The organism is Capnocytophaga leadbetteri (assembly GCF_003054025.1).
Taxonomy (GTDB): Bacteria; Bacteroidota; Bacteroidia; order Flavobacteriales; family Flavobacteriaceae; genus Capnocytophaga; species Capnocytophaga leadbetteri.
In genome coordinates this window covers 1-24940 of the sequence record NZ_QBKG01000022.1, presented here as the reverse complement: position 1 = coordinate 24940, position 24940 = coordinate 1, and the positions used below count along the sequence as shown (strand labels likewise).

At 39.9% G+C, this 24940-nt stretch carries 21 protein-coding genes; 7 read left to right on the top strand and 14 right to left on the bottom strand.

The genetic code is table 11. The annotated features are described in order from the left end of the window. Positions 1-124: 124 nt before the first annotated feature. Positions 125-1192, top strand: a complete 1068-nt coding sequence (fbaA, locus tag C8P65_RS11280; protein WP_107782886.1) for a class II fructose-bisphosphate aldolase — start codon at positions 125-127, stop codon at positions 1190-1192. A gap of 147 nt (positions 1193-1339) precedes the next feature. Further along, entirely contained in the window at positions 1340-2056 is a 717-nt protein-coding gene (locus tag C8P65_RS11275) for a Bax inhibitor-1/YccA family protein (protein ID WP_095912893.1), read from the top strand. A 75-nt stretch (positions 2057-2131) separates the two neighbouring features. Here C8P65_RS11275 and C8P65_RS11270 read toward each other — a convergent pair whose 3' ends face one another. Then, positions 2132-2743, bottom strand: a complete 612-nt coding sequence (locus tag C8P65_RS11270; RefSeq protein WP_107782882.1) for a fumarylacetoacetate hydrolase family protein — start codon at positions 2741-2743, stop codon at positions 2132-2134. A 161-nt stretch (positions 2744-2904) separates the two neighbouring features. On the opposite strand from C8P65_RS11270, the gene C8P65_RS11265 reads away from it, so the two are divergent. Further along, positions 2905-5250 (top strand): alpha-ketoacid dehydrogenase subunit alpha/beta, encoded by a 2346-nt coding sequence (locus C8P65_RS11265; protein ID WP_107782881.1) that lies wholly within the window; start codon positions 2905-2907, stop codon positions 5248-5250. A 10-nt stretch (positions 5251-5260) separates the two neighbouring features. Here C8P65_RS11265 and C8P65_RS11260 read toward each other — a convergent pair whose 3' ends face one another. Beyond that, complete coding sequence (locus C8P65_RS11260) at positions 5261-5656, bottom strand: RNA-binding S4 domain-containing protein (RefSeq protein ID WP_095912890.1); 396 nt, start codon at positions 5654-5656, stop codon at positions 5261-5263. Between the two features lie 88 nt (positions 5657-5744). On the opposite strand from C8P65_RS11260, the gene C8P65_RS11255 reads away from it, so the two are divergent. Further along, positions 5745-6581 (top strand): FKBP-type peptidyl-prolyl cis-trans isomerase, encoded by an 837-nt coding sequence (locus tag C8P65_RS11255; RefSeq protein WP_107782880.1) that lies wholly within the window; start codon positions 5745-5747, stop codon positions 6579-6581. A gap of 3 nt (positions 6582-6584) precedes the next feature. After that, entirely contained in the window at positions 6585-7274 is a 690-nt protein-coding gene (locus C8P65_RS11250) for a CDP-alcohol phosphatidyltransferase family protein (RefSeq protein WP_107782879.1), read from the top strand. Here C8P65_RS11250 and C8P65_RS11245 read toward each other — a convergent pair. The 6 genes from C8P65_RS11245 to C8P65_RS11220 form a co-directional block, all read right to left on the bottom strand. After that, complete coding sequence (locus C8P65_RS11245) at positions 7257-9182, bottom strand: ComEC/Rec2 family competence protein (RefSeq protein ID WP_107782878.1); 1926 nt, start codon at positions 9180-9182, stop codon at positions 7257-7259. The two genes, C8P65_RS11250 and C8P65_RS11245, sit on opposite strands and share 18 nt — an antisense overlap. Further along, complete coding sequence (locus C8P65_RS11240) at positions 9179-10006, bottom strand: C40 family peptidase (protein ID WP_107782877.1); 828 nt, start codon at positions 10004-10006, stop codon at positions 9179-9181. The genes C8P65_RS11245 and C8P65_RS11240 overlap by 4 nt, the downstream gene beginning before the upstream one ends. A 12-nt stretch (positions 10007-10018) precedes the next feature. Beyond that, complete coding sequence (locus C8P65_RS11235) at positions 10019-12583, bottom strand: ATP-dependent Clp protease ATP-binding subunit (protein ID WP_107782876.1); 2565 nt, start codon at positions 12581-12583, stop codon at positions 10019-10021. Between the two features lie 136 nt (positions 12584-12719). Next, positions 12720-14615, bottom strand: coding sequence for a RecQ family ATP-dependent DNA helicase (locus C8P65_RS11230; protein ID WP_107782885.1), 1896 nt, complete (start codon positions 14613-14615; stop codon positions 12720-12722). Between the two features lie 7 nt (positions 14616-14622). Then, the gene (locus C8P65_RS11225) at positions 14623-15366 is read right to left on the bottom strand and encodes an endonuclease I family protein (RefSeq protein ID WP_107782875.1); all 744 of its coding nucleotides are present in this window, start codon (positions 15364-15366) and stop codon (positions 14623-14625) included. Positions 15367-15402: 36 nt separating this feature from the next. Further along, positions 15403-16407: an aldose epimerase family protein gene (locus C8P65_RS11220; protein WP_107782874.1), complete on the bottom strand. Its 1005-nt coding sequence runs from the start codon at positions 16405-16407 to the stop codon at positions 15403-15405. A gap of 94 nt (positions 16408-16501) precedes the next feature. Here C8P65_RS11220 and pepE point away from each other — a divergent pair, with 94 nt between their 5' ends. Beyond that, positions 16502-17203 carry a dipeptidase PepE gene (gene pepE, locus C8P65_RS11215; protein ID WP_107782873.1) on the top strand — a complete coding sequence of 234 codons (702 nt, stop codon included), beginning with the start codon at positions 16502-16504 and terminating at the stop codon, positions 17201-17203. Positions 17204-17261: 58 nt separating this feature from the next. Here pepE and C8P65_RS11210 read toward each other — a convergent pair whose 3' ends face one another. From C8P65_RS11210 to C8P65_RS11190, 5 genes are read right to left on the bottom strand one after another with little or no spacing between them, the layout of a single operon-like run. Next, the gene (locus C8P65_RS11210) at positions 17262-18407 is read right to left on the bottom strand and encodes a peptidylprolyl isomerase (RefSeq protein WP_107782872.1); all 1146 of its coding nucleotides are present in this window, start codon (positions 18405-18407) and stop codon (positions 17262-17264) included. Between the two features lie 24 nt (positions 18408-18431). Then, positions 18432-19004 carry a gliding motility-associated peptidyl-prolyl isomerase GldI gene (gene gldI, locus C8P65_RS11205; RefSeq protein ID WP_107782871.1) on the bottom strand — a complete coding sequence of 191 codons (573 nt, stop codon included), beginning with the start codon at positions 19002-19004 and terminating at the stop codon, positions 18432-18434. Positions 19005-19011: 7 nt separating this feature from the next. Next, complete coding sequence (locus C8P65_RS11200) at positions 19012-20022, bottom strand: DHH family phosphoesterase (RefSeq protein WP_107782870.1); 1011 nt, start codon at positions 20020-20022, stop codon at positions 19012-19014. A gap of 1 nt (position 20023) precedes the next feature. Continuing rightward, entirely contained in the window at positions 20024-20980 is a 957-nt protein-coding gene (locus C8P65_RS11195) for an electron transfer flavoprotein subunit alpha/FixB family protein (RefSeq protein WP_107782869.1), read from the bottom strand. Between the two features lie 27 nt (positions 20981-21007). Continuing rightward, complete coding sequence (locus C8P65_RS11190; RefSeq protein ID WP_107782868.1) at positions 21008-21754, bottom strand: electron transfer flavoprotein subunit beta/FixA family protein; 747 nt, start codon at positions 21752-21754, stop codon at positions 21008-21010. A 128-nt stretch (positions 21755-21882) separates the two neighbouring features. Here C8P65_RS11190 and C8P65_RS11185 point away from each other — a divergent pair, with 128 nt between their 5' ends. Then, positions 21883-22542 (top strand): class I SAM-dependent methyltransferase, encoded by a 660-nt coding sequence (locus C8P65_RS11185; protein WP_107782867.1) that lies wholly within the window; start codon positions 21883-21885, stop codon positions 22540-22542. Between the two features lie 4 nt (positions 22543-22546). Here the strand turns inward: C8P65_RS11185 and C8P65_RS11180 are convergent, their stop codons facing one another. Beyond that, positions 22547-24718, bottom strand: a complete 2172-nt coding sequence (locus C8P65_RS11180; protein WP_107782866.1) for an endonuclease MutS2 — start codon at positions 24716-24718, stop codon at positions 22547-22549. Positions 24719-24940 lie beyond the last annotated feature (222 nt).

Genomic DNA, 24940 nt, shown 5'->3' with positions numbered 1-24940 from the left:
AACAAGCCTCTCTTTAAATAAAATAAGAAATAATTTGTTTATTTGTTTTTTTGTTTTTACCTTTGCGGTCAAAATATGAAGAAGGTCTCGTTGACGATTGAAATTAAATTATTTATATAAAGAAATGGCACATAACATTAAAAAAGGCGTTATTCTTGGTAAAGAAGTACAAGAAGTATTTAAATACGCCAAAGAAAAAGGTTTTGCACTTCCTGCAGCCAATGTGATTAGCTCTAACTCTATCAACGCGGCTTTAGAAACAGCAGTAGCTGTTAATGCCCCTATGATTATTCAGTTTTCTAACGGTGGTGCTCAGTTTATGGCTGGTAAAAGCATCTCTAATGACGGACAACGCGCCTCTATATTAGGAGCTGTATCAGGAGCTAAACACGTGCATTTATTGGCTGAAGCTTATGGTGCTTCTATCATTTTGCATACTGACCACTGCGCTAAGAAATTGCTTCCTTGGCTTGACGGTATGCTTGACGCTTCAGAAAAACACTTCAAAGAAACTGGCAAACCTCTCTTCAGTTCGCATATGATTGACCTATCAGAAGAGCCTATTAAAGAAAATATCGAAATTTGCAAACGCTACTTAGACCGTATGAGCAAAATGGATATGACTCTTGAAATAGAACTTGGTATGACTGGTGGTGAAGAAGATGGAGTAGACAACTCTGGCGTAGAATCGCACAAACTCTTTACACAACCTGAAGACGTAGCTTATGCTTACGAAGAACTTAGCAAAGTAAGTCCACAATTTACTATTGCAGCTGCTTTTGGTAACGTTCACGGGGTGTACAAACCAGGAAACGTAAAATTAACTCCAAAAATTTTAAGAGACTCTCAAGACTACGTTTCTAAAAAATACAACTTGTCTCATAACTCTCTTGACCTTGTATTCCACGGAGGTTCTGGTTCAACCCTTGAAGAAATACGTGAAGCTATATCATACGGTGTGGTGAAAATGAATATAGATACTGACCTACAATACGCTTTCACTGAGGGTATTCGTGACTATATGAAGGCTAAAGCGGCTTACCTACAAGGACAAATAGGTAACCCTGAAGGTCCTGAAGCTCCTAATAAGAAGTATTACGACCCACGTGTATGGCTACGCGAAGGTGAAAAAACATTCGTGGCTCGTTTGAAAAAAGCTTTCGAAGACCTTAACAACGTAAATACACTTTAGTAGTTTGTTTTCATAACTGAAACACTATATTTTTTGACTTTGCCAAAGGTATTTCCCTAACACTTCCCCGTGTTATTCCCCTTCATTAAGCCTTTGGCAAAGTTTTTGATATAATAGAATGAAAAATGCTTTTAAAATAATTATATTATGAGTTATAACAACAATTACAACACCAATTACCAAAATCCACAGATAGTGAACTATGCAGCTACTGATGCACAAGCTGAGTTCTACCGCAAGACTTATACCCACGTAGCCTTAGCCCTTTTAGCTTTTATAGGGGTAGAAGCTGCCTTGCAAAACCTTATACCTGAAGAACTTATCTTTTCGATGATCAGAGGTAAGTTTGTATGGCTATTTATCTTAGGGGGCTTTTGGTTGGGCTCTATCTTGGCTAATAAATGGACACAAGCACAAGATAAAAGCACTCAATATATGGGCTTGGGTATTTATGTGCTTTTAGAAGCTATTATCTTTTTGCCTATTATTAAGATTGCGCTGCTTTATACCGGTACAGCTATTCTATCGCAAGCAGGGATTATCACGTTAGCTCTTTTTGGAGGACTTACCGCAGTGGTATTCCTTACTCGCGTTGATTTCTCTTTCCTACGCACTATATTAGTGGTAGGAGGTTTTGTGGCTTTAGGACTTATAGTAGCAGGAGCTATCTTTGGTTTTGACTTAGGACTTTGGTTTTCAGTAGCTATGGTAGCTTTGGCTGCAGGAGGTATACTCTACGAAACCTATAATATTAAAAACGCTTATAGCACTGACCAATATGTGGCAGCAGCTCTACAGCTATTCTCTTCGATAATGCTTCTTTTCTGGTATATACTCAGAATATTAATGTCGAGAAGAGACTAAGCTAAAGACGAAAATTTAAATACAAAAGACGAAAAACGGTGAGTGCCGTTTTTCGTCTTTTATATTTTGTATTTATTAACGGATTTTCATTTTGAAGTTAGAATTCTCTTCTAAAAAGGCTTCTAAGGTATCGCCTGCTTGTACTTGGGCTACACCTTTTGGGGTACCGGTGAAGATAAGGTCGCCTTTGCGGAGAGTAAAATAGCGAGATGCTTCGGCTATAATCTGGCTGAAGTGCCAAAGCATATTTTCGGTATTGCCTGCTTGTACGGTTTTGCCATTATTTTCTAAGCGAAAGCTCAGATGCCTAAGGTCAGGTAATTCAGTTTTAGGCACGAAGGTACCCACGATGGCTGAGCCATCAAAAGCCTTTGCTTTTTCCCACGAAAGGCTTTCCTCTCTGAGTGTTTGCTGTAGGTCGCGCGCTGTGAAATCGATACCTAAGGCAATTTCGTCATAATACTTATGGGCGTATTTTTCAGCAATACACTTGCCATTCTGATTGATTTTGAGTACAACCTCTATTTCGTGGTGCAGGTTATGCGTAAAATCTGGTATATAATACGGTATTTCGAGGTTGTGAAGTGCCGTGTCGGGCTTCATAAAGAGTACCATTTCTTTGGGTATCACTCCGTCAAACTCTTTGATATGGTCGGTATAGTTTTTTCCTACACAAATGATTTTCATAGTTCTACTTCTGTTTTTTTGTTATCAGCGCACAAAGATAAAAATAAAAATGCTAATTAACTTGTTTATTCATAAAAAAAGTAATACATTTGCCCATTGCTTTTTTGAAGAGTAAAGCAAACCACTTTATTATTTTTTCAAACTATTAAAGAGAAGAACTAATGAAAAAAGAGGATATTTTAGAAGATTATAGTATTGCCCTTATCAGTCGCGAATGCAGCTTGATGGGTAGGAAAGAAGTACTTACAGGTAAGGCTAAATTTGGTATTTTTGGCGATGGCAAAGAAGTACCACAAGTGGCTATGGCACGTGCTTTCAGAGAAGGTGATTTTCGCAGTGGTTACTATCGCGACCAGACTTTTATGATGGCTATAGGGGTGCATACTGTTGAACATTTTTTTGCGGGACTTTATGCACACGCTGATATAGAAGCTGACCCAACTAGTGCAGGTAGGCAGATGGGGGGACACTTTACCACCCATAGCCTTGATGAAAATGGCGAATGGAAAAACCTATTGAAACAAAAGAACAGCAGTAGTGATATTTCGTGTACAGCAGGGCAGATGCCACGCCTATTGGGCTTGGCTCAGGCTTCGAAGGTATATCGTGCGCTACCTAACGCTGCAGCTGAAGGATTTTCAGACCACGGCAATGAGGTAGCTTGGGGTACTATAGGCAACGCTAGTACCAGTGAAGGGCATTTTTTTGAGACCCTCAATGCTGCAGGGGTGATGCAAGTGCCGATGGTAATGTCGGTATGGGATGATGAATATGGTATTTCGGTACCGAAGGAATATCACACAACCAAAGAAAGCATTTCTGAAGTGATGAAAGGCTTTGTACGCGATGATAAGCACGCAGGTATAGAGCTAATGGTGGTAAATGGTTGGGATTATCCTGCTCTATATGAGGCATATCAGAAAGCAGCTGCCGTAGCACGTGAGCAACACGTACCGGTATTGGTACACGTGCGCGAACTAACTCAGCCCCAAGGACACTCAACCTCAGGTTCTCACGAACGCTATAAGAGTGCTGAACGCTTAGAATGGGAAAAAGAGTTCGACTGTATCAGTAAAATGCGTGAGTGGATTTTGGCATCGGGGTATGCTACTGAAGAAGAGTTAGCAACTATAGAACAACAGGCTAAGAAACGAGTAAAAGACGGTAGGAAGAAAGCGTGGGAAGCCTATATTAAGCCAATGGAAGCTGAAAGGCAGCAATTGATAGCTTTACTCAACCAAATAGAGCCTAATAATGAATACGCAGCGTCTCTGGCTGCAGCCCCTACGCTCTTGCGAAAAGTAATACTCAACACTGCGCGCAAAGCCCTCAGACAATGGGTGAAAGAACAGCGTGAGGTAGGAGCTCTTCGCACTTGGATAAATGATTATTTAGCAACAAACGAACCTAAATACAGTAAATACCTTTATACAGAGAGTGCCCATAGCGCGCTAAATGTTAGTGAGGTAGCCCCTGTGTATAACCCTGATGCTGAGCTGGTAGATGCCCGTATAGTAGTAAGAGATAACTTTGACGCTCTTCTGACTAAGTATTCTAACTTATTGATATTCGGGGAAGATGTTGGTAATATAGGAGATGTAAACCAAGGATTAGAAGGATTGCAGAAGAAACACGGAGTGACCAAAGTATCGGATACAGGGATACGTGAAGCAACCATAGTAGGGCAGGGGATAGGTATGGCAATGCGTGGCTTGCGCCCTATAGCTGAAATACAGTACTTAGACTATATACTCTACGGACTACAAACCTTAAGTGATGACTTAGCATCGCTGCATTACCGCACCTTTGGGCGACAATCAGCTCCGCTAATTATTAGAACGCGCGGACACCGTTTAGAGGGTATTTGGCACGCAGGTTCACCAATGGGAATACTATTGCACGCCTTACGCGGGGTTTGTATCCTAACCCCAAGGAATATGACCAAAGCAGCAGGCTTCTATAATACCTTATTGCAAAGCAATCAGCCTGCGGTAGTGGTAGAGTGCTTGAACGGTTATCGTCTGAAGGAAGCTATGCCAACTAACCTCACCGAGTTTACTACTCCTATAGGGGTAGTGGAAACTCTTCGTGAGGGTAAAGACCTGACTGTAGTATCGTATGGTTCGACCCTACGCATCATTACAGAGGTAGCAGATGAGTTATCAGCACTTGGTATAGAGATAGAAATTATAGATGTACAGTCGTTAGCACCTTTTGACTTGCGACACGACATAGTGAAGAGTATACAGAAGACCAACAGATTATTGGTAGTAGATGAAGATATGCCAGGGGCTACTTCGGCATACATTTTGCAGAAGATAGTAGAAGAACAAAACGCTTATCAGTACTTAGATAGTGCACCGCAAACCTTAGCTGCAGGCAATCACCGTCCGGCGTATGCTACTGATGGTGATTACTTTTCTAAGCCTAACGCCGATAGTATTATTGAGAAGATATACAGCATAATGCACGAAGCGAATCCGCATAAATATCCAAAATTGCTATAAGCCATAGGGCTTATAGCAATTCGTCATCGATATCTTCTTGAAAGTCGTTTAGAAGGTTGTCAATAGCACGTCTATCTTTTTTGGTAGGTCGGCCCTCTCCTTTCTCGCGATAGTAATCTTGAGCCAGTTGCTGTAGTTCGGCTTGCTCAAAAGCCTCAGGAGGCGTATTATCTTGTCGGTAGAGATTTACTAACTTAGCTCCTACGCGGCTTTCGGGTATATCGAGTACCTCTAATTGGTAGTTGATTTGGTTTTTACGCACTGTGATAGAGTCGTTTTTATAAACTTCTCTTGAAGGTTTTACCGTTTCACCATTGATTCGGATATGTCCTTTTTTGCAGGCTTCGGTGGCGATATTACGCGTTTTGTAATAACGAACGCACCATAGATATTTATCAATTCGCATATTTTACAGAAAATTTAAAATTATAATAGGCGCAAAAATAAGAAATAATTTTGTATCTTGCGCCCTCAAATTAAGACAATATTTTTATATGATAAAGAAATTTATATTCAGTATCAGTATGATAGGGCTACTCTTTGCAGTATCTTGTAAGAAAAATGATAGCAAAACAGCTACCCCTCCGCGCGATGTAACCGAAGTGAGAAATGAAAACAATGCAGCAATAGAGAAATTCCTTAAGACCCATAGCTATACTTTTTCGCCTACTGCGACCATTTCGGAAACTGTAGTTTTTACAACTACCAGCAATACAGCAGATGCTATTTTTAATAATAGCAACTTAAAACGTTTGGAGTTAGATGTATATGATGCTAATAGCCAAAGAGTGCGCCATACGCTTTATTATATGATACTACAGGAAGGAGTGGGCACGACTACTACTATAGCCGATTCGGTATATGTAAATTACAAAGGACAGCTACTTGACCTGAGTGTATTTGACAAGACTGAAACTCAGTCACTCTCTTATTGGATGGACTTGATTGGTAATATAGTTACACAACGACCTGCAGGTACTATTAAAGGTTTTAGAGAAGGAGTTGCCCTGCTGAAATCGTCTGCTGATAATAAACTGTCAAATAATACTGATGGTACATTAAATGCTCCTACTGATGGAGGTATAGGAGTATTCTTTATTCCTTCTGGATTAGGGTATTTTAGCAATACACAATCGAAAATACCTGCTTACTCGCCTCTTATCTTTACAGTACGCCTTATTGCTACTCGCCGAGCAGACCACGACCACGATGGTAAAAAATCAATAGATGAAATAGAGCGTGATCCTTATGGTGTCGTAACCTATCCTGACTGCGATGCTAAAAAAGATAGAACTTACTTGCCCGATTATTTAGACGCTGATTGCAAATAACAGATGAAGAGACATATTCCTAATATTATTACTTTGTGCAATCTGCTATGCGGCTGTATAGCAGTGATATATGCTGCAGGAGGGAATGTATACGTAGCTGGAGGATGGGTGCTTTTAGGTATCTTTTTTGATTTTTTTGATGGCTTTTTTGCTCGCTTACTAAAGGTAAAATCAGAAATAGGACTGCAGTTAGACTCATTGGCAGATATGGTAACCTCGGGAGTAGTACCTGGTATAGCTATGTATCAAATGCTACAGCTGAGTGATATGATGGAGAGTGCTAATACTTGGGTAGTATATTTGCCTTATGTAGGTTTTTTTATTACATTGGCTTCGGCTTATCGTTTAGCTAACTTCAATATAGATACACGGCAGACAACAGGCTTTATAGGGCTTCCAACACCTGCAAATACATTGTTTATTATTTCATTAGCAGTAATACAAAATACTAGTACGGTAGCGTTATTGCATAGTACTTGGGTATTATTAGTAATAACTATAATGAGTAGTTATCTGCTAAATGCTAATTTGCCTTTATTTGCACTGAAATTTAAGGATTATTACTTTAAGAATAATGCTGTGAAGTATATATTTTTAGCTATTAGTGTATTGCTGATAGCTATACTGAAAGTGATAGCAGTACCTATTATTATTTTGCTGTATATTTTACTTTCTTTAATAACGAAGAGATAAATCTTGCTTCATTCTATCTAAGTTAATCTTAGGAGTTTGTTGCACAAAGATAACACTATCAATAACTACTAGCTTAGAGGTAGGGTATATGCCCAAACTATCCATAAGCAAGTAGTTTTTTTCTTTAAAGTGTAGTAGGTAAGGTATTTTTTGTAATGAAATATCGGTAATACCTCTTTGTTTGATATAGTTCTTCAGCATAGGATTTAGTGAGAGAGTATCGTTTTGAAAGACTTTTAGTTGCTGTCCCTGCCTAATAGCAATAACTTTTTCTTTGTATTTGCTAAAGATGAGCATCTCTTGGGTAGTGGATAGTTGGTATTTGTTATAAAAGAGCACTATTTGCATGATAATGATACTTATTAAGATAGCTTTTACAGCTCTTTGGTGTTGGTAGTGTCGCCACCAGATGATGGTTATAACAATTAACAAAGAGGCAATCAGCGTAAGCGTGTTGAACTGTATGTTGCGAATGATAAAGAACTCTTGTTCGGCAATGAGTCGTATTAATGCGTTCATAAGCCATATTAGCTTTTCTGTAATGAGTGCTACAATATTAGGTAACCCCACTGTAGAAGCTAATAGTAAGCAGAGAATACCGAGAATGAGAATGGGTTGCAATAATGGTACTACCACTAAATTAGCAATAAAGAATAAGATAGAAAATTGATGAAAGTAGTATAAACTGATAGGTATTACTACTATTTGAGCTGTAAAACCTACTGCTACCAATGACCATATATATCTTACATATTTATTTTCTGGAAACCACCAGCGTAGAGCAATTGGGTAAAAGGTTAATATAGAGAATACAGCAGCATAACTGAGCTGAAAGCCTACATCATATAGGTAGGAAGGATTGATAAGCAATAAGAAAAGCATAGAGAGCATAAGTGAATCAAACCGCCCTCCTTTGTCTCGAATAAGAAGAGAGAAACCAATGAGATTGAACATCAGAGTAGCTCGTAATACAGAGGGAGAACCGCCTGCTATTAGTGCAAAAGCCCATAAACCTATTGATAAGATTAGGTAGCGGGTAAGTCGGTAAGATAAGAGCGTATTAGGTATTTTTTGTAAGAAGAAGAGTAATATAGAGGTGATAATACCTACGTGTAGACCTGAAATAGCTAAGATATGTACTGCGCCAGCATCTACATAGTTTTGATAGAGTTCTTCATCTAAATCATTGCGTTTTCCTAATAAAAGCGTTTTTAGCACAGAGGCACTTTCATTATTAAAATGTTTATCTATAGTAGTAGCTAAATAGTTGCGTAAATATTCTATATAACTTTTTATATCTCTGTGCTTATTATTTTTTTCAATATGTCCTACTGATTGTACATAAGCACGCCAATAGATGCCTTTCCGCTCCATATACGTCTTATAATCAAACTGATAAGGATTTTTAGGAGGATTTATAGGTTTGCACTCTGCTATGAAAACTAATTCATTATTAGGCTCTATAGCTTTTATAATGTCAGTGCTAATTTTGGAAGAGAAAAAACAAAGCATCTCACCATTTACTTTCTGATGGTCTGCAGATATTATTTTGATTTTAAAAGTAGTGCCAAAGTCTGTTTTAGCAGTTTGTTCTATCACGTGGGCCTGTAATAGATAGTATTGATTAGGAGAGAGTACCTGAGTATAGTGTTGTTGATCGGCAATAGGAGAACGTAGAGCTACTATAAATATACCAATACTTACCGAAGTAAGAAAGGTATGCAACATAAGTCCGTGCCTGAAGTAGTATCTCTTTGTAAATAGAAATTGGTGAATACCTAAAGTTACAATTGTAGAGCAACAGATGCATAGAGCTATAAAAAAAGAGGGTAACACTATGTTAGTAATAGTGATACCCCCTATTATTCCTAATAATATTGTTAATATGAAAAGATTTACAAATCTCACATCACTCGTTTTGCAATACGGAAAGCTTTCTTATAGTAAGCATCACTAAGTGAAGAAATAACGACTCCTCTTTTAGAGGAAGCATGGATAAATTTAACTTCTCCACCATCAACATCAACAACTAAACCTACGTGTGATATTCTATTTTTTCTTAAAGTTTTAAAGAAAAGCAAATCTCCTACTTTTACGTTTGATAACTTGATTTTCTTTCCTTGTGTAGCCATCTCTTGTGATGAACGAGAAAGAGGTATTTCTATAGATTTAAAAGCTGTACTTACAAAGCCAGAGCAGTCCATTCCTTTGCGTGTGATACCTCCGTGTCGATAGGGAGTACCTAAGTAAGAAAAAGCAGTATCTAAAAGTATCTTTTGTTGTTGAGTATCGGCTTTGCTTTCTGATAAAGCTGTGAGTGCAATATCTATACTTTCGTTCTCTTCTTCCTCTTCTAAAAGTTCTTCATCTTCTAAATCATCTTGTATATCTTCTGCTTTAGTTGTGTTCTCAGCATATTGAGTAGGGGCAATAGTCTTTTTGGTGGCTTTCCTTCTTTTAGCAGAAGCTACAGTTTTTCTTTTAGCATTATGCCGTACAGCTACTTTGCGCTTTTGAGCCATTTTATTATTTTTTTTACTAGCAACAGTCTTACTGTTCTTCTTTTTAGGAGGAGAGTAAGTCTTTTTCTTAGGATTTCCTTTGTTTGTTAAGGTTGTTGCTACTGTAGCAGTTGCTTTAGTTGCTATATTTTCTTTTATATCTGTACTTTCGGTGAAAGATGATAAACTAAATAATAGTATAAATAGGCTTAAAAGTCTTAAAATGTGCATAATTACATAAGTTTAAATGAATACTTTTTCTTTTTGTTTTATCATAAGAGTTTCTCCCTTTGTATCTAAATCAAAGTGGATACTATCTCCTTGCTGTATGTGATTAGAGACGATTTCTTCTGCTAAAATGTCTTCTACATACTTTTGAATAGCGCGTTTTAGAGGTCGTGCTCCGTACTGCTTATCATACCCTTTTTCAGCTATAAAGTTCTTAGCTTTTTCGCTTAATTGTACCTCATATCCTAAATCTTTGATGCGTGAGTAGAGCTTAGATAGCTCAATATCAATAATCTTAAAGATATTTTCTTTGCTAAGCGGATTAAAAGTAATCACATCATCAATACGATTTAAGAACTCAGGTGCAAATACTTTTTTGAGAGCATTCTCTACTATTGACTTCTCATTAGCTTCTGATTGAGCCATTCTGGCTGAAGTGCCAAAGCCTACTCCTTGTCCGAACTCTTTTACTTGGCGCGCACCAATGTTAGAAGTCATTATGATGATAGTATTTCTGAAATCAATTTTTCTGCCTAAGCTGTCGGTTAAGAAACCATCATCTAATACTTGCAGTAGCATATTGAATACATCAGGATGTGCCTTTTCTATCTCATCTAAGAGTACTACTGAATAAGGCTTGCGTCGCACTTTTTCTGTAAGCTGTCCACCCTCTTCATAGCCGATATAACCAGGAGGGGCTCCGATGAGGCGTGTAGTTGAGAATTTTTCCATATACTCGCTCATATCTATGCGAACCATTGTATCTTCAGAGTCAAATAACTCTTTAGCCAATACTTTAGCCAATTGGGTTTTACCTACCCCTGTTTGCCCTAAGAATATAAATGACCCAATTGGTTTATTAGGGTCTTTCAGTCCTGTACGGTTGCGCTTAATCGCTTTAACTACCTTTTCTACTGCTTCGTCTTGTCCGATGATTTTTGATTTCATAATGGCTGAAAGCTCAGCAAGTTTGTTCATCTCGGTTTGTGCGATACGGCTCACAGGTATACCGCTCATCATCGAAACAACATCAGCAATGTGCTCTTCAGTTATTACATCACGGTGTAGCTTAGAGTCTTGATCCCATTTTCGGTTTAACTCAAGTAACGAATGTTCTATTCGTTTTTCGTTATCGCGTAAGTGGGCAGCTTCTTCAAATTGTTGGCGAGACACAGCATCATTTTTAGCTCTGGTAGCTTTTTCTAACTGTTCTTCTACTTCCAATATATATTTTGGAATTTTGAGCTGTGTAATGTGTATTCTCGATCCTGCCTCGTCAAGAGCATCAATAGCCTTGTCGGGTAAATATCTATCAGTTAGATAACGGTTCGTGAGCTTTACACAAGCCTCTAAAGCCTCATCACTATAGATTACATTGTGATGTTCTTCGTATTTTCCTTTTATATTTTTAAGTATTTGTATAGTCTCGTCTATATTAGTAGGTTCTACCAATATCTTCTGAAAACGACGCTCTAATGCCCCATCTTTCTCTATAGATTGACGGTACTCATCAAGAGTAGTAGCGCCAATACATTGAATTTCGCCACGTGCAAGGGCAGGTTTAAACATATTTGAGGCATCTAAGCTACCAGTGCCGCTACCAGCACCCACTAAGGTATGTATCTCATCAATAAATAAGATAATATCACGGTTTTTTTCTAGCTCGTTCATTATGGCTTTTAGCCGTTCTTCGAACTGTCCTCTGTATTTAGTGCCCGCTACTAATGATGCTAGATCGAGGGTAACCACTCTTTTGTTATACAATACTCGTGCCACTTTTCGCTGCACGATACGCAATGCCAATCCTTCGGCTATAGCACTCTTTCCTACTCCTGGTTCTCCTATTAGCAAAGGATTATTTTTCTTGCGTCTTCCTAATATTTGTGATACCCGTTCTATTTCTTTTTCTCTTCCCACTACAGGGTCTAATAAACCCTGTTCTGCTAATAAGGTTAGGTCTTTTCCAAAATTGTCGAGTACTGTTAGTTTGCGTTGCCCTAAGGGGGCGTTGGGGTTCTGTGGGCTTCTGAAAGGACGCCCTTCGTGCGGAAGCCTATAGTCGCGCTCGTATTCTTCTACTTCGTTTGTAGGCGGAGTAAAAGTAGTAGTAGCTGTAGGGGTGGGAACATTTATTTGAAAATTGTCTTCACGTATAGGTTGAAACTTAGCTTTTACACTGTCGTAAGTTACTCCTAACTTATTAAATACCCTTGTAGTAGGGTCATTCTCATTGCGCAAAATGCTTAATAATAAATGCCCTGTATTTATAGTTTCCGTTTGCGAACGCTTTGCTTCTAAGTAAGTAGCTTGCATAGCTCTTTCTGCCTGCACTGTGAAGTGAATGGCATTAAAATTAGGAGGATTTAACCCTCTTGCCGAAGTGAGGGTGTGGATATGCTGCCGTAGTCTGTCCATATCAGTATGCAGACTTTGTAGTATTTCTATCGCTTTACCTTCACCTTCTTGTATCATTGCCAACACAAAGTGCTCAGTGCCTACGCTAGATTGCCCCAGCCGCACTGCTTCCTCTTTGCTGTATGTGAATATCCTTTTGACTCTTGGTGAAAAGTTGTCGTTCATAATTTATAAATCTCCTCTTGTATTAAAAAAAATCTTTTATTGATTGCAAAAATTATTCCAATTTTCTTGCCTCATCTATACATCTGCGCAAAGGTAGTAAAAAAAATGATATAACAAAAGATTTTTCTGAAATATTTTATTTTACAAAAAGTTCATTGCGCACAGTAAATTCTATTTTTTCTGTTATTAGCCATTCCTCTAAAATAGGATTGATAACCTCTTTAGTATAAGGCATTTTTATAAGTATATCTGAAGGACGAATAGGAGCTTTTTTCAGTAGCTTCCATAGTTCTTCTCTCACTTGTTTTTTGTCTATTTTTTTAGGCTTATGGTGAGCAATACAGTTAGAGCAAATACCGCAGGGGTGAGTGGTTTTCTCTCCGAAATACTCAAGCAATTGCTGGCTTCGACATTTTTTTTCGTTGTTTAAATACCTATATACTTCTTGCTGTAGGGCTAATTTAGTATGGTTGTATTCTTTGATGTTTTTACCGATACTATTGATAGTGCGGTCTTCATCTCTAGGCAGATTGAAGGTTATTTGTACATCTGATTGTTCGTTCTTTAGAACCCCCATACCATCTCGATCTATTTGCTCAAGATAATCAATGAGCTGATAGTAATTCAAGTCAGTGTATTCGGTTATTTTAGCAGTATCTAAAACTACTGGCTGACTGTAAATCAGTGGATAAGTACGTGCCAAATAAAAAAGAGTCGCACTTAAGTGCCTGTGGGTGTGGTCATACTCTATCAGGGTTGAAATAGTGGCCGTAAGCTGAAAACTTACTTTGTTATTGAATTGCTGACTAAGCGAAATTACTGAAAACCTATCTAATGCCTGCAAAGCGTTGTAGGTTTTTAGGGTAGGGAGTTCATACTGCATACAAAAGTCAGGAAACATAAAACCATAAGTTTCATTAGTACCTTCGCCTATCGCTATTTTGAAATAACTGTTGAGCTTAGCATAAACTAATTTCAAGAAAGGAATATCTATCAGATAATCACCCATTAGCTTTTCAGCAGTCTCAATGTCTGTTTCGTTGTAAATCATTATAGCCGATGCCGCTTTGCCATCGCGTCCTGCTCGTCCTGCTTCCTGAAAGTAATCTTCTAGGGTTAGGGGGATATTCCAGTGAATAACCATTCGCACATTGGGCTTATCAATTCCCATACCAAAGGCATTAGTAGCCACCATTATACGTATTTCATTCTCTAACCACAGTTTTAGTCGTTTGTTTTTCTCTTCAGAAGTCAGTCCTCCGTGAAAGAAGGTAGCAGTAAATCCTTGTGAGACGAGTAAGGAAGCCAAAAAGTCTGCGCCATTTCTACTTCGGGTGTATATGATAACACTGCCTTCGTTTTTCTTCAGTATCTGAAGCAAAAGATGGTGTTTGTCGTCCTCTTTGAATACTTTATAGCTAATATTGGGGCGCGCCAGTGAAGTGCTTACTATTGTAGCCTTTTCAATGGATAGCAACTTTAAAATATCTTGCTGCACCTTAGGAGTAGCCGAAGCTGTAAGGGCTAATAGGGGCACTGTAGGAAACTGCTCTTTTAACCATTGGCATTTGAAATAAGCCGGACGAAAATCTTTGCCCCAATGCGATACACAGTGTGCTTCATCAATAACCAAAAGGTTTATGTTCATCACCTTTAGGAAATTTTGTACTATTTCTTGCTGTAGCCGTTCGGGTGATAGGTATAAGAATTTGCACCCCGAGTACAAGGCATTGTTTAGCAAGCGTTCCAACTCGCGATAAGGCAGACTACCGCCTAATGAAATAGCATTAATACCCTTATTTTTCAGCGCATTTACTTGGTCAGTCATTAGGGCTATTAGGGGCGATACTACTATGCAAATACCTTCTTTAAGCATAGCAGGTACCTGAAAAGTTATTGATTTTCCTCCTCCTGTAGGCATTAGTGCCAATGTGTCATTCCCTTTTAAAACTGATTCAATAACTGTTTTTTGTGGTGGACGAAAACTGTCAAACCCCCAATATTTTTTTAGTATTAGTTCAGAGCTTTCCATAGCCATATCAGTGTTGGTAAGCAGGGCGGACTAACTGAGGAAAGTCAATAAAAGGATTTCTATTGCCTTGTGCTGCTTGTATCACATTATTGCGCTGTTGTTCAAGGTCAGAAACAGGGTCTTCATCATTCCATTTTAATAACATTTCAAGTCCACCGGTGCTAATATCACTATTCAGTTCTTCATTATAGCGTAGGTTTAGATATAAAACCATTCGTGCTACATCGCCTTTCCATTCATCACCTGGGTACCAAGCACTTCCTATCAGTTTAGCCTCTCCTTTCCCTTCAGTAAAAGGGTGATTGCCTCGTCTTGAATTTACGCTTTTGTCGCACACTCTTAAGTGATGTAGGTCAGTAACCGCCTGAGTAACAATTTTTGATTTTGGGTAAATATGCTCGGTGTTGAACGTAGTTGGTGAATAACGTTTATTTCCTTCATATTCTTGCCAAAATCGCTCTTCCCCTGTGTAGACCAATACTACATTTTCAGGATTTTTTTTGCTAGCATCTGCCTTGTATAGGTATTTATGGCGGTCTTTATAACTTAAGAAGTTTGTGTGCTTAGCGATAGTAAGGGTAGCCAACTCATCATATAAGGCTTTTCCTGTTTTGTTAAAATCAACTCCTTGGTAATAGGCTTGTAGTTCAGCAGGTACTGTTACTTTTACAGGTTGTAACGGTGCGTTTTTATGAGTTTGGGTACACGATAAGAGTAGCCCTAAAAACAATATAAAATAAATCTTTTTCATTCACTTTTTGTGTTACTTGTTATTGGTATTCTTTTTCTAATCATTACTTAGAAACTGAAATTCAGTAAAGTATTCGTACTTTTCTTCAGGTCTGAGTATTACACTATCAAAATGAGGGTGTTTAGTAGCATCGGCATAGCCTTGTGCTTCAAAACAGATACCTCTGCTTTGTCCTATAGTCTTGCGATGAGCTACCTCTAATGGGGGCAGGTAATAACCTGCGTATATGTGTAGCACTGGGTGATTAGTGCGTACCGTCATCGTTAAGCTGCCCTCGCTGTTGGTTAGGGTAGCCATTATTTTTTCAGTATCTATTTCGCGCACAAAAGAGTTGTCGGTATGTGCATATACTTTTTGACCCTTACGGTAGTCTAAAGGTGAGCCTGCTACAGAAGGTCGTTCGCCTGTAGGGGTGAAAAAGCCTTCTTCTAAAGGTACATATCTATCAGCGGTTATTTGCAGCGTATTGCCCAGAATATCAGTGTTATTTTCATTTAGGTTGAAGTATGTATGCTGGGTAAGATTTAAGATTGTAGGGGCATCGGTAGTGCCTTGGTAGTCTATACGCAGTTTATTGTCTTCGGTGAGAGTGTAGGTTACACGTACTACTACTTCACCTGGGTAGCCCTCTTCGCCGTCTTTACTAATATATTGCAGAGTTACAGAAGGATTCTCGCCTTTTTCTTGCGCTATTACTTCCCAAAATACACTATCAAATCCTGTAACGCCTCCGTGTATTTGGTTTTCGCCCAGATTGCAGTTTACTTGTACCTCTTTGCCGTCTATATAGGCTTTCCCATACTTGATGCGCCCTGCATTACGCCCTATTACGGCACCCAGATAGGGGTATTCAGCCCTATAACGATCGCTTATGTATTCTTCAAAGGTATCAAACCCTAATACACATTCTACTTTTTTACCTTTTACAGGTACTTTTATAGAGTTAATGATGCCCCCAAAGTTCATCACACTCACTTCCATACCGTTAGCATTGCGCAAAACGACAGTTTGCAATAAATCTGTATTGTATGTCTTTTTCATTACTTACTTAATTTTAGGCAAAGATAAAAAATAATTATCAATTGGCAATTATTTTTTATCTTTGCCACTGATAACCTAAAAACGTATTATACTAATGAAAAGACTTTTATTAGCCAGTACCTCTACTGTTTATGGAGGTACCTATCTGTCTTATTTACAAGAAGAGCTTACTGACTTTTTTGCAGGAATTGATGAAATTCTCTTTATACCTTATGCACGCCCCAGTGGTATCACTCACGATGAATATACCGCTATTGCACAGCAAGGCTTTGAAAAGATACAGAAGAGGGTAGTGGGGCTACATACCTTTGCCGACCCTGAAGCAGCATTAGTGCAAGCAAAAGCTATCTTTACAGGTGGAGGCAATACTTTTTTGCTCGTTACACGCTTGTACGAACTCGGTTTGATGTCTATTTTGCGCGAGGTGGTAGCTGGAGGGACACCTTATATGGGTACTAGCGCAGGTAGTAATATAGCCGGACAGACGATGCAGACCACTAACGATATGCCCATTATCTACCCCCCTTCTTTTCAGACGCTAGGGGTGGTACCTTTTAATCTTAATCCACATTATTTAGACCCTGACCCTCATAGCAAGCACAAGGGCGAAACCCGTGAAACCCGCATTAGAGAGTTTCATAAGTTTAACGATATACCCGTAATAGGTTTGCGAGAAGGCAGTTGGCTGCGAATTACTGATAACCAAATAGAACTAAAAGGCAATCTTACTGCACGTGTTTTCTTAAAAGACCAGCCTCCTTATGAAACCACTGATTTAAGCCCTGTATACCCCTAAAAATAAAGAGACGATGCTCAAAAGCATCGTCTCTTTATTTACTAATTATCTAAAATTTTTAATTCATTTTAGGTGCTGCCATAGTGCCAGTGATTTCTATATCAAAAATCAAATCGCTATTAGGTGGGATAACATCACCTGCTCCTGCTTCGCCATATCCTAAAGTTGCTGGGATAAATACGCGTATCTTATCGCCTACTTTCATAGTGAGAAGAGCTTCTTTGAACCCAGGTATCAATTGAGCTGAAGGAGTATAAGGGAAAGGAATAGGTTGATAACCGTTTTGTTGCTCGCGCATAGCTTGGTATTTGCCATAACTTTCTTCTACTTCTTTGATGTTAGAGTCAAAAAGAGCTCCGTTGCGCAAATAACCTGCATAGTTTACCATTGCAAATTCGGTTTGCTTAGGTTGTTTACCTTCGCCATTGTTTATAGTAAAGATTTTTACTCCAGAAGGCAGTACTTTAGCTTGAGGTTCTTGCACTTTTATTTCTTCTAAAAACTTAGCAGAAGCACGTTTTACACGCTCTTCTTTTTCTTTTTCTCTTTCAGCTACACTTTTGAAGTAGCTGTCGAATACCTTTACAGCATCAAACTTTTCAGCGTCTTTTCCGTTGGCAACAATAGTGATATTCTTTATTTTGATGTCTTCATTAGGGCGGTCTTGACCATTTCTTGGAGCTTTAGCAATAGCATCTATCACCTCTTCACCTTTTACTGTTTCGCCAAATACTGTGTGTCTGCCGTCTAAGTGTGGGGTAGGTACTTGAGTGATGAAGAACTGGCTGCCATTGGTGTTAGGGCCAGAGTTTGCCATTGATAAAATCCCTTTTTTGTTGTGCCTAAGTGAGGGTACAAATTCATCTTCGAAGCGGTAACCAGGATCGCCCATACCAGTGCCGGTAGGGTCACCACCTTGTATCATAAAACCATCTATCACACGGTGGAAAATAGTACCATTGTAGAAAGGTTTTCCTTTGTATTCTACTTTTACGAAATTGTTTTTACCTTCGGCTAAGGTTACAAAGTTAGCTACCGTAGTAGGTACTTCTTTGTAGTTTAGTTTTACCACAATATGTCCTTTAGTAGTTTCGATGTCAGCAAAAAGACCATCGCCTAAATCTTTATAGGCTTTCTTTTGCGAATTGCAACTAAAGAATACAAACATTGCCGATAGCAATGCGATTAAATTCATTTGTCTCATATATACTTATTTAAATAAAATTACTTATTCAGGGCGAGGTAATACCTTCTCTGGGTTCTTCTCTATTTTAAAAACCTCTATTTTGGCTATAATAGGCTGGTTATAGCTTATTTTATCTTTATCGCCTCGATAGCCATACGCCACACTCGACGGGAAAAAGAACACCCCGCTTTCTTTCTCTTTTAATAGTTTGAGAGCTGAGCGCAAGCCTTGGAAAACCTCTTCTTTATCTACGTGATAGCGGTATTCGCCATCAGGTTTTTCTTGGTACAGCTCATTGCCATTTAGGTCTGACAGGCTATAGTCATAAGTTACTATATCGCCAAACTGTGCTGTGTAATCAGCTTCAGGGTTTTGGTGTAGGTAGTAAAACTTAAAGCCGTGCTGAGAGTCTAAGAAAGTATGCAGCGTGTCCTTTTTGACGATATCGTCTATCAGCGCTTGCTCTTTTGCTAAGAGGGCTTTGTTCTTTACAGCCGATTCTTTTAAGAAAGTGCTGGTCTTCTTACTCACAGGGTGGCGTGCTTGTCGGTCAGCACAACCTACCAAAACTATGCCAAGGGCACTTAGGAGGCCTATTTTTTTTAGTATATTCATCGTTTTATTAACTGTTCTTTTGTATGAAATCAGGGAGTACACTTCTGAAGTAGGTTACTGCTTCATCTATAGTGCCGTCATATCTGCCGCCTGCCGCATTGATGTGTCCACCACCGTTGAAATGCTCGCGTGCAAAACGATTTACATCGGTAGTGCCTTTAGAACGCAATGACATTTTTACGTAATCACCCTCTTGAATAAAAATCACTGCCAGACGGGTGTTTTTTATTGTCAGTCCGTAGTTTACAAAGCCTTCGGTATCGCCCTTTTGGTGGTTGTGCTGTTGTAACTCTTCAGAAGTCAGGGTGATATAGGCAGTATTCCACTCTTCTAGATACACCAAGTTTCTTAAGGCTACGCTTAGCAACTGTAGCTTATTGTACGAATTGGTGTCGAATACCAGACTGTTTATCTGGCTATTGTTAGCCCCTTGGTCTATTAAGAATGCCCCAATTCTGAGCGTATCGCTGGTAGTAGTAGGGTATTTAAAATTGCCAGTATCGGTCATTAGCCCTGTGTATAGGCAGGTAGCTATATCACTATTTATAAGAGCTTTATCGCCTATTGCTTCTATAAATCTATATACCATTTCGCAGGTAGAACTCGCACTCGGGTCAGAGAAAGTTACTTGCGGGTAGTCTTCTGGTGCTTGGTGGTGGTCTATCATCACAAAGGTAGCTGCTGTTTGCTTTTCTAATAGTCCGCTAAGACTATCAGCGCGCTTTAGCGAATTGAAATCAAGCGTAAAAATAAGCGTAGAAGCCTCTATTTGAGCTTTTGCCCTCTCTTGGTCATTGTCGTATATGATAATATCATCAACCGCAGGTAGCCATTTTAAAAACTCAGGGAAATCATTAGGCGACACCACTGTAGCATTTAGCTTAAGCTGCCTTAGGTAGAGGCATAACCCCAAACAACTTCCGATAGCATCGCCATCAGGATTTTTGTGGGGTATAATGCTTATTACAGGCTGCTGTTGTAGCCACTTACGAGTTGTTTCAATATCGTGTGTATTCATATTATTGTCGTGCTTTTAGCTTTTTGATAAGTTCGGGCACTACACTGAAAGCATCGCCTACTACTCCGTAGTCGGCAGCCTTAAAGAAAGGAGCTTCAGGGTCGTTATTGATTACCAATTTGATTTTAGAACCGTTTACGCCTGCTAAGTGCTGTATAGCTCCTGAAATGCCAATAGCTATATAGAGGTTAGGGGCTATAGGTTTTCCAGTTTGTCCTACGTGTTCAGCGTGGGGACGCCAACCCATATCAGCTACCGGCTTAGAGCAAGCTGTTGCAGCCCCGAGTACTTCGGCAAGTTCCTCGATGATACCCCAATTCTCAGCCCCCTTTAATCCGCGTCCGCCCGATACTACTATAGCAGCCTCGTCTAACGACACTTTATCAGTGCCTTTTTCGACAGCCGTTACTTGTACATCGAAATCAGTATCAGCAAGAGTAGGCACGAAAGGCGTTACAACTGCATTGGTAGGATTTTCTTTTACCCCGAAAGCATTGGGGGCAATGCTCAATAGTTTTACAGGAGTAGAAAGTTGCTGGATAGCGATAGCTTTATTAGAAAATACGTGGCTCTTTACGCTAAAAGTACTGCCGTTTTCGGGCAACGAAATTACGTTGGCAGCGTAGTCAGCTTTTAGATAGATAGCCAATAGAGGGGCTATATGTTTAGCCTGCGATGAGGCACTGAGCACTACTACCTTAGCATCTTCTTGTGCTGCTGCCTGCTGTAGTGCGTGGGCTACCGCTTTAGCAGAAAAGTGTTGCAATTTTTCATCGTTTAGCGTCAAGACCTTATCTACCCCATAAGTACCCAGTTTTTCAGGGTTTTCTACATTTACTGCAAGGGCTACTAAAGGTACATTTTGTGCGGTAGCAAGGCTACGTGCATAGGTAGCTACCTCGTAGGCTGATTTCTTTACTTTTCCGTTTTCAGCATCAATATATATTAGAATGGACATTTTTTTACTTTTTTAGAGGTTAATAAGTTAGATTACTTTAGCTTCATTCTCAAGCAGATTGATGAGCGTGTCTAAATCATCGGCAGCTATCATCTTTACTGGTTGTTTAGCAGGCATCTTTTCAAAGCCAATAATAGTCGTTCCTTTGCCTGTTCCTTCAACAGTTCGTACATCGATGGCTTTAGTACGCGCTGCCATTAGGTTGCGCATATTGGGTATGCGTAGGTCTTTCTCTTGGGTAAGTCCCTTTTGCCCAGCGATTACCAGTGGCAGCGATGCCGAAAGTAGCTCTTTGCCGCCTTCAACCTCGCGGGCTGCTGTTACGCTATTGCCTTCGATTTCTAAGCCTATACATTTATTGATGAAAGGGAGGTCGAGCAGGGCAGCTAAGTAGCCGCCTACCATTCCGCCGTTGTAGTCTAAGGACTCTTTGCCACAGATGATAAGGTCGTATGCACCCTCTTTGGCTACTTTGGCTATTTCAGTAGCTACCATAAGGGCATCGGTAGGAATAGCATCTATGCGGATAATATCATCAGCGCCTATGGCATAAGCCTTGCGCAATATAGGTTCTGTCTCGGCTGTCCCTACATTGATGAGGGTGATGGTCGCCCCCAATTTTTCTTTGAGCAATATAGCCTTAGTCAAGCAAAATTCATCATTTGGATTAATAATGAACTGTACACCTGTCGGGTCGAATTTGCAATTATCAGGGGTGAAATTTATTTTGGAAGTAGTGTCCGGAACACTACTGATGCATACTAATATCTTCATAATACTATTTGATAATAATGTTTACTTTTGAAAGGGTAAAAGTACGCTGTTTTGCGCAACTGTGCAAACTATTTGATAAAAAAATCGTACATTTGCACGCTAACTAATTGAAAATCTAATTGAAAGCAATGAACCCTCCTGTAGATGATATGCGCGTTTTAGGGCAATTATTGCGCTGCCCAGAAGGAGAAAAAGCACAAGCGGTAGGCGACTATCTTTTCTCTTCTAATAGCCAAATGATTTATACCACTATTGATTGTCTGCCTTTAAAAGCCGGTATGCAAGTGCTTGAAATAGGCTTCGGCAATGGCAAACACCTGCCTTATTTGCTAGAGAAAGTACCGCAACTACAATATGTAGGAGGTGAACTCTCGGCGGCTATGGTAGCCGAAGCTACGGCTTATAACCACCAATGGGTGCAGGAGGGGCGCGCTACTTTTTGCCAAGTAACTGCTGAAGCATTGCCTATAACTGAACAACCTTTTCAGTTGTGTTTTTCGGTTAATACTATCTATTTTATCGATGACTTAGCACGCTATTGTGCCACTATCTATCAGAGGCTTGCCCCACAAGGATTGGTTGCACTAACGTTTATCGACAAGGCAGTAGGAGAGAAAGCCCCTTTTGCCAAAGAGGGATTTCAGTTCTATACCCCCGAACAGATAGCCGATATACTCGCTAAAGCAGGTTTTACAGCTATCAGTCAAAAGTCTTTTAGGGAAGTATTAACTACCAAAAACGGTAAAGAAATCACCCGCGACTATTGGGTAGTAACGGGTGAAAAATAGGGACTTACTTCATTTTTTGTACTAATTCGAGTTCATCTAAAGCTACAGTGGTGGTAAAGGCACCGTAATTGATGACAGCTTTTCCTTTTTCTATTTTGTCGATAGTACCTACACTGCGCCCGTCTTTTATACGCACACGGTCACCAAGAGCCAGAGCGCGTTGTAACTTCTCTTTAGCAGCTCGTTCTTGTGCTATGCGCTCTTTCTTCTCTTCCTTGCGCTGTTGGCGGATAGCCTCCATTTGCTGATGTACCTCTTCGGTAGTAGCTTTCTTTTCTTCTTTTTTCTGGCTGCGCTCTTCCTTACTCAGCTGTTTGCGCTTAGCGTTTTCTGTCTCTATCAAACGCAGTATCTCGGCTATGAGCGGACGGCGTTTGCCATCGTAAAAGTAACGCTCCGCCAATTGGTCTACCCGTGATCCTAAGGTTATCATACGCTGACTTTGGTCGTACAGCTCTTGGTAGTTGATGAGTTTGCTCTTTATCTTGTCGTTTAGCTCTTCTAATCGTTTCGCCTCTTCGCGCGCTTTTATCTCCTCGTCTTTTAGCGTTTCGGTCGTCTTTTCCATTTTGCTGCGCTCTTTTTGCAGTTTGGCTATGGTGGCATCAAAGCGCACTTTTCCTTTTTCAATCTTTTTCTTAGCTCGGTTGATAAGGCTGAAAGGTATGCCATTTTTCTGTGCTACCTCAAAAGTGAAGGAGCTACCCGCTTCGCCAATAATCAGCTTATAGATAGGTTCTAACGTCTTGTCGTTGAAAAGCATATTGGCATTAGAGGCGTGAGGCAATTCGTCGGCAAGTATCTTCAGATTAGTATAGTGAGTGGTGATAACCCCAAAGGCTTTGCGGTGGTAAAACTCTTCTAAGAAAGTCTCTGCCAAAGCCCCTCCCAGCTCAGGGTCGCTACCAGTACCAAACTCGTCTATCAGAAAGAGGGTGCGGTCATTACATTTCCTTAGGAAATAATTCATATTTTTTAGGCGGTAACTATAGGTACTCAGATGGTTTTCAATTGACTGATTATCACCTATATCAGTAAGAATATGCTCAAAGAGGCACATTTGCGAACGATGGTGTACAGGCACTAACATACCGCTTTGCAGCATCAGCTGTAGCAGTCCGATGGTTTTTAGGGTGATACTCTTACCCCCCGCATTAGGTCCGGATATTACAATAATGCGGTTGTCATCCGTCAGTTCGATGGTCTGCGGATAGGTAGTAGCCCCTTTGCGCGCATTACTAAGGTAGAGAAGAGGGTGATATGCCTCGCGCAGAGAGAGCGTGCGCTCTTCGGTTATATGGGGCAAAAGAGCGTGCATTTGGTGGGCGTACTTAGCTTTGGCATAAATAAGGTCGATGGCTGTGATATAGCGCTGATAGTCCTTTAGCAGCTCTCTAAACTCACTTAAGAAAGCGGTGAGTTCGCGCAATATACGCTGTATCTCTTCGCGCTCATCATAGAGCAGGTTAGAAAGCTCGCGCGAATAGAGCTCCGTCTGGCGAGGCTCTATATACACTATACTGCCCGTTTTGGAGCTGCCCAACACTGTGCCTTGCACCTTGCGGCGGTACATAGCTTTTACTGCCAATACACGGCGATTATCGACCACCGTTTCGCGTATGTCGTCTAAATAGTCAGCTGTGTTGTACTCGGCAAGCGCACGACCGAAGCTCTCGTTTATCTTGCCTTTTATCATGCTCAGTTCGCGCCGAATATTTGCCAATGCAGGAGAAGCCTCACTCTTTATCTCGCCGTACTTATCGAGTACTTTCTCGATAGCAGTAGTGATTTCAGTGGTGTATTCTACACTATCAGCCGTAGCAAATAGTGTAGGGTAGAGCATCGCAAAGTGCCTAAAGAAGGCTATTTGCGTATTAACTACCTCGCTTATTCGGTGTATGCGACTGATACCACTGGTTTCGAGCACTGCATTTTCTACTTTTAATAGTTTAATTTCAGCAGATATAGGTTCGCAATAGTGTGAGGGGATAGCGTTGTTATTCTCTAATGAAGAGAGATACTCATTCACCTGCTGAAGTGCCATCAGCAGATTTTCTTTTTCGGTAAAAGGTTTGATGCGCAACGCGTATTTCTTACCGAGTTCGGTAAGGCAAAGAGCTGCTATTTGGTTGAGTACCGTGGGGAACTCTAAGTCTTCGAGTGTTTTTGTATTCAAGGTAATGATGATATTAAGGGCTACAGGTAAGCCTTAGCCATAACAGGGTGCAAAAGTAGTGAATTTTTGTTAATAGACAATTGTAGGATTTTTTTGACATTTGTCACGTCCTAAAAACGGTTTACATTTATTTTGTCAGTTTAATTTATGTTTTTCATTTTTTAAGTTAAGTATTGTAAGCAAGAACTCCTTTACTACATCAGTATAGATGAGTATCCACTA

Coding starts and splice junctions, on each gene's coding strand:
- C8P65_RS11260 (WP_095912890.1), bottom strand. CDS start 5,656: ATGCGAATTGATAAATATCTATGGTGCGTTCGTTATTACAAAACGCGT.
- gldI (WP_107782871.1), bottom strand. CDS start 19,004: ATGAATATACTAAAAAAAATAGGCCTCCTAAGTGCCCTTGGCATAGTT.
- C8P65_RS11195 (WP_107782869.1), bottom strand. CDS start 20,980: ATGTCCATTCTAATATATATTGATGCTGAAAACGGAAAAGTAAAGAAA.
- C8P65_RS11250 (WP_107782879.1), top strand. CDS start 6,585: ATGAAGAGACATATTCCTAATATTATTACTTTGTGCAATCTGCTATGC.
- C8P65_RS11200 (WP_107782870.1), bottom strand. CDS start 20,022: ATGAATACACACGATATTGAAACAACTCGTAAGTGGCTACAACAGCAG.
- pepE (WP_107782873.1), top strand. CDS start 16,502: ATGAAAAGACTTTTATTAGCCAGTACCTCTACTGTTTATGGAGGTACC.
- C8P65_RS11235 (WP_107782876.1), bottom strand. CDS start 12,583: ATGAACGACAACTTTTCACCAAGAGTCAAAAGGATATTCACATACAGC.
- C8P65_RS11220 (WP_107782874.1), bottom strand. CDS start 16,407: ATGAAAAAGACATACAATACAGATTTATTGCAAACTGTCGTTTTGCGC.
- C8P65_RS11270 (WP_107782882.1), bottom strand. CDS start 2,743: ATGAAAATCATTTGTGTAGGAAAAAACTATACCGACCATATCAAAGAG.
- C8P65_RS11275 (WP_095912893.1), top strand. CDS start 1,340: ATGAGTTATAACAACAATTACAACACCAATTACCAAAATCCACAGATA.
- C8P65_RS11210 (WP_107782872.1), bottom strand. CDS start 18,407: ATGAGACAAATGAATTTAATCGCATTGCTATCGGCAATGTTTGTATTC.
- C8P65_RS11265 (WP_107782881.1), top strand. CDS start 2,905: ATGAAAAAAGAGGATATTTTAGAAGATTATAGTATTGCCCTTATCAGT.
- C8P65_RS11240 (WP_107782877.1), bottom strand. CDS start 10,006: ATGCACATTTTAAGACTTTTAAGCCTATTTATACTATTATTTAGTTTA.
- C8P65_RS11225 (WP_107782875.1), bottom strand. CDS start 15,366: ATGAAAAAGATTTATTTTATATTGTTTTTAGGGCTACTCTTATCGTGT.
- C8P65_RS11190 (WP_107782868.1), bottom strand. CDS start 21,754: ATGAAGATATTAGTATGCATCAGTAGTGTTCCGGACACTACTTCCAAA.
- C8P65_RS11230 (WP_107782885.1), bottom strand. CDS start 14,615: ATGGAAAGCTCTGAACTAATACTAAAAAAATATTGGGGGTTTGACAGT.
- fbaA (WP_107782886.1), top strand. CDS start 125: ATGGCACATAACATTAAAAAAGGCGTTATTCTTGGTAAAGAAGTACAA.
- C8P65_RS11185 (WP_107782867.1), top strand. CDS start 21,883: ATGAACCCTCCTGTAGATGATATGCGCGTTTTAGGGCAATTATTGCGC.
- C8P65_RS11255 (WP_107782880.1), top strand. CDS start 5,745: ATGATAAAGAAATTTATATTCAGTATCAGTATGATAGGGCTACTCTTT.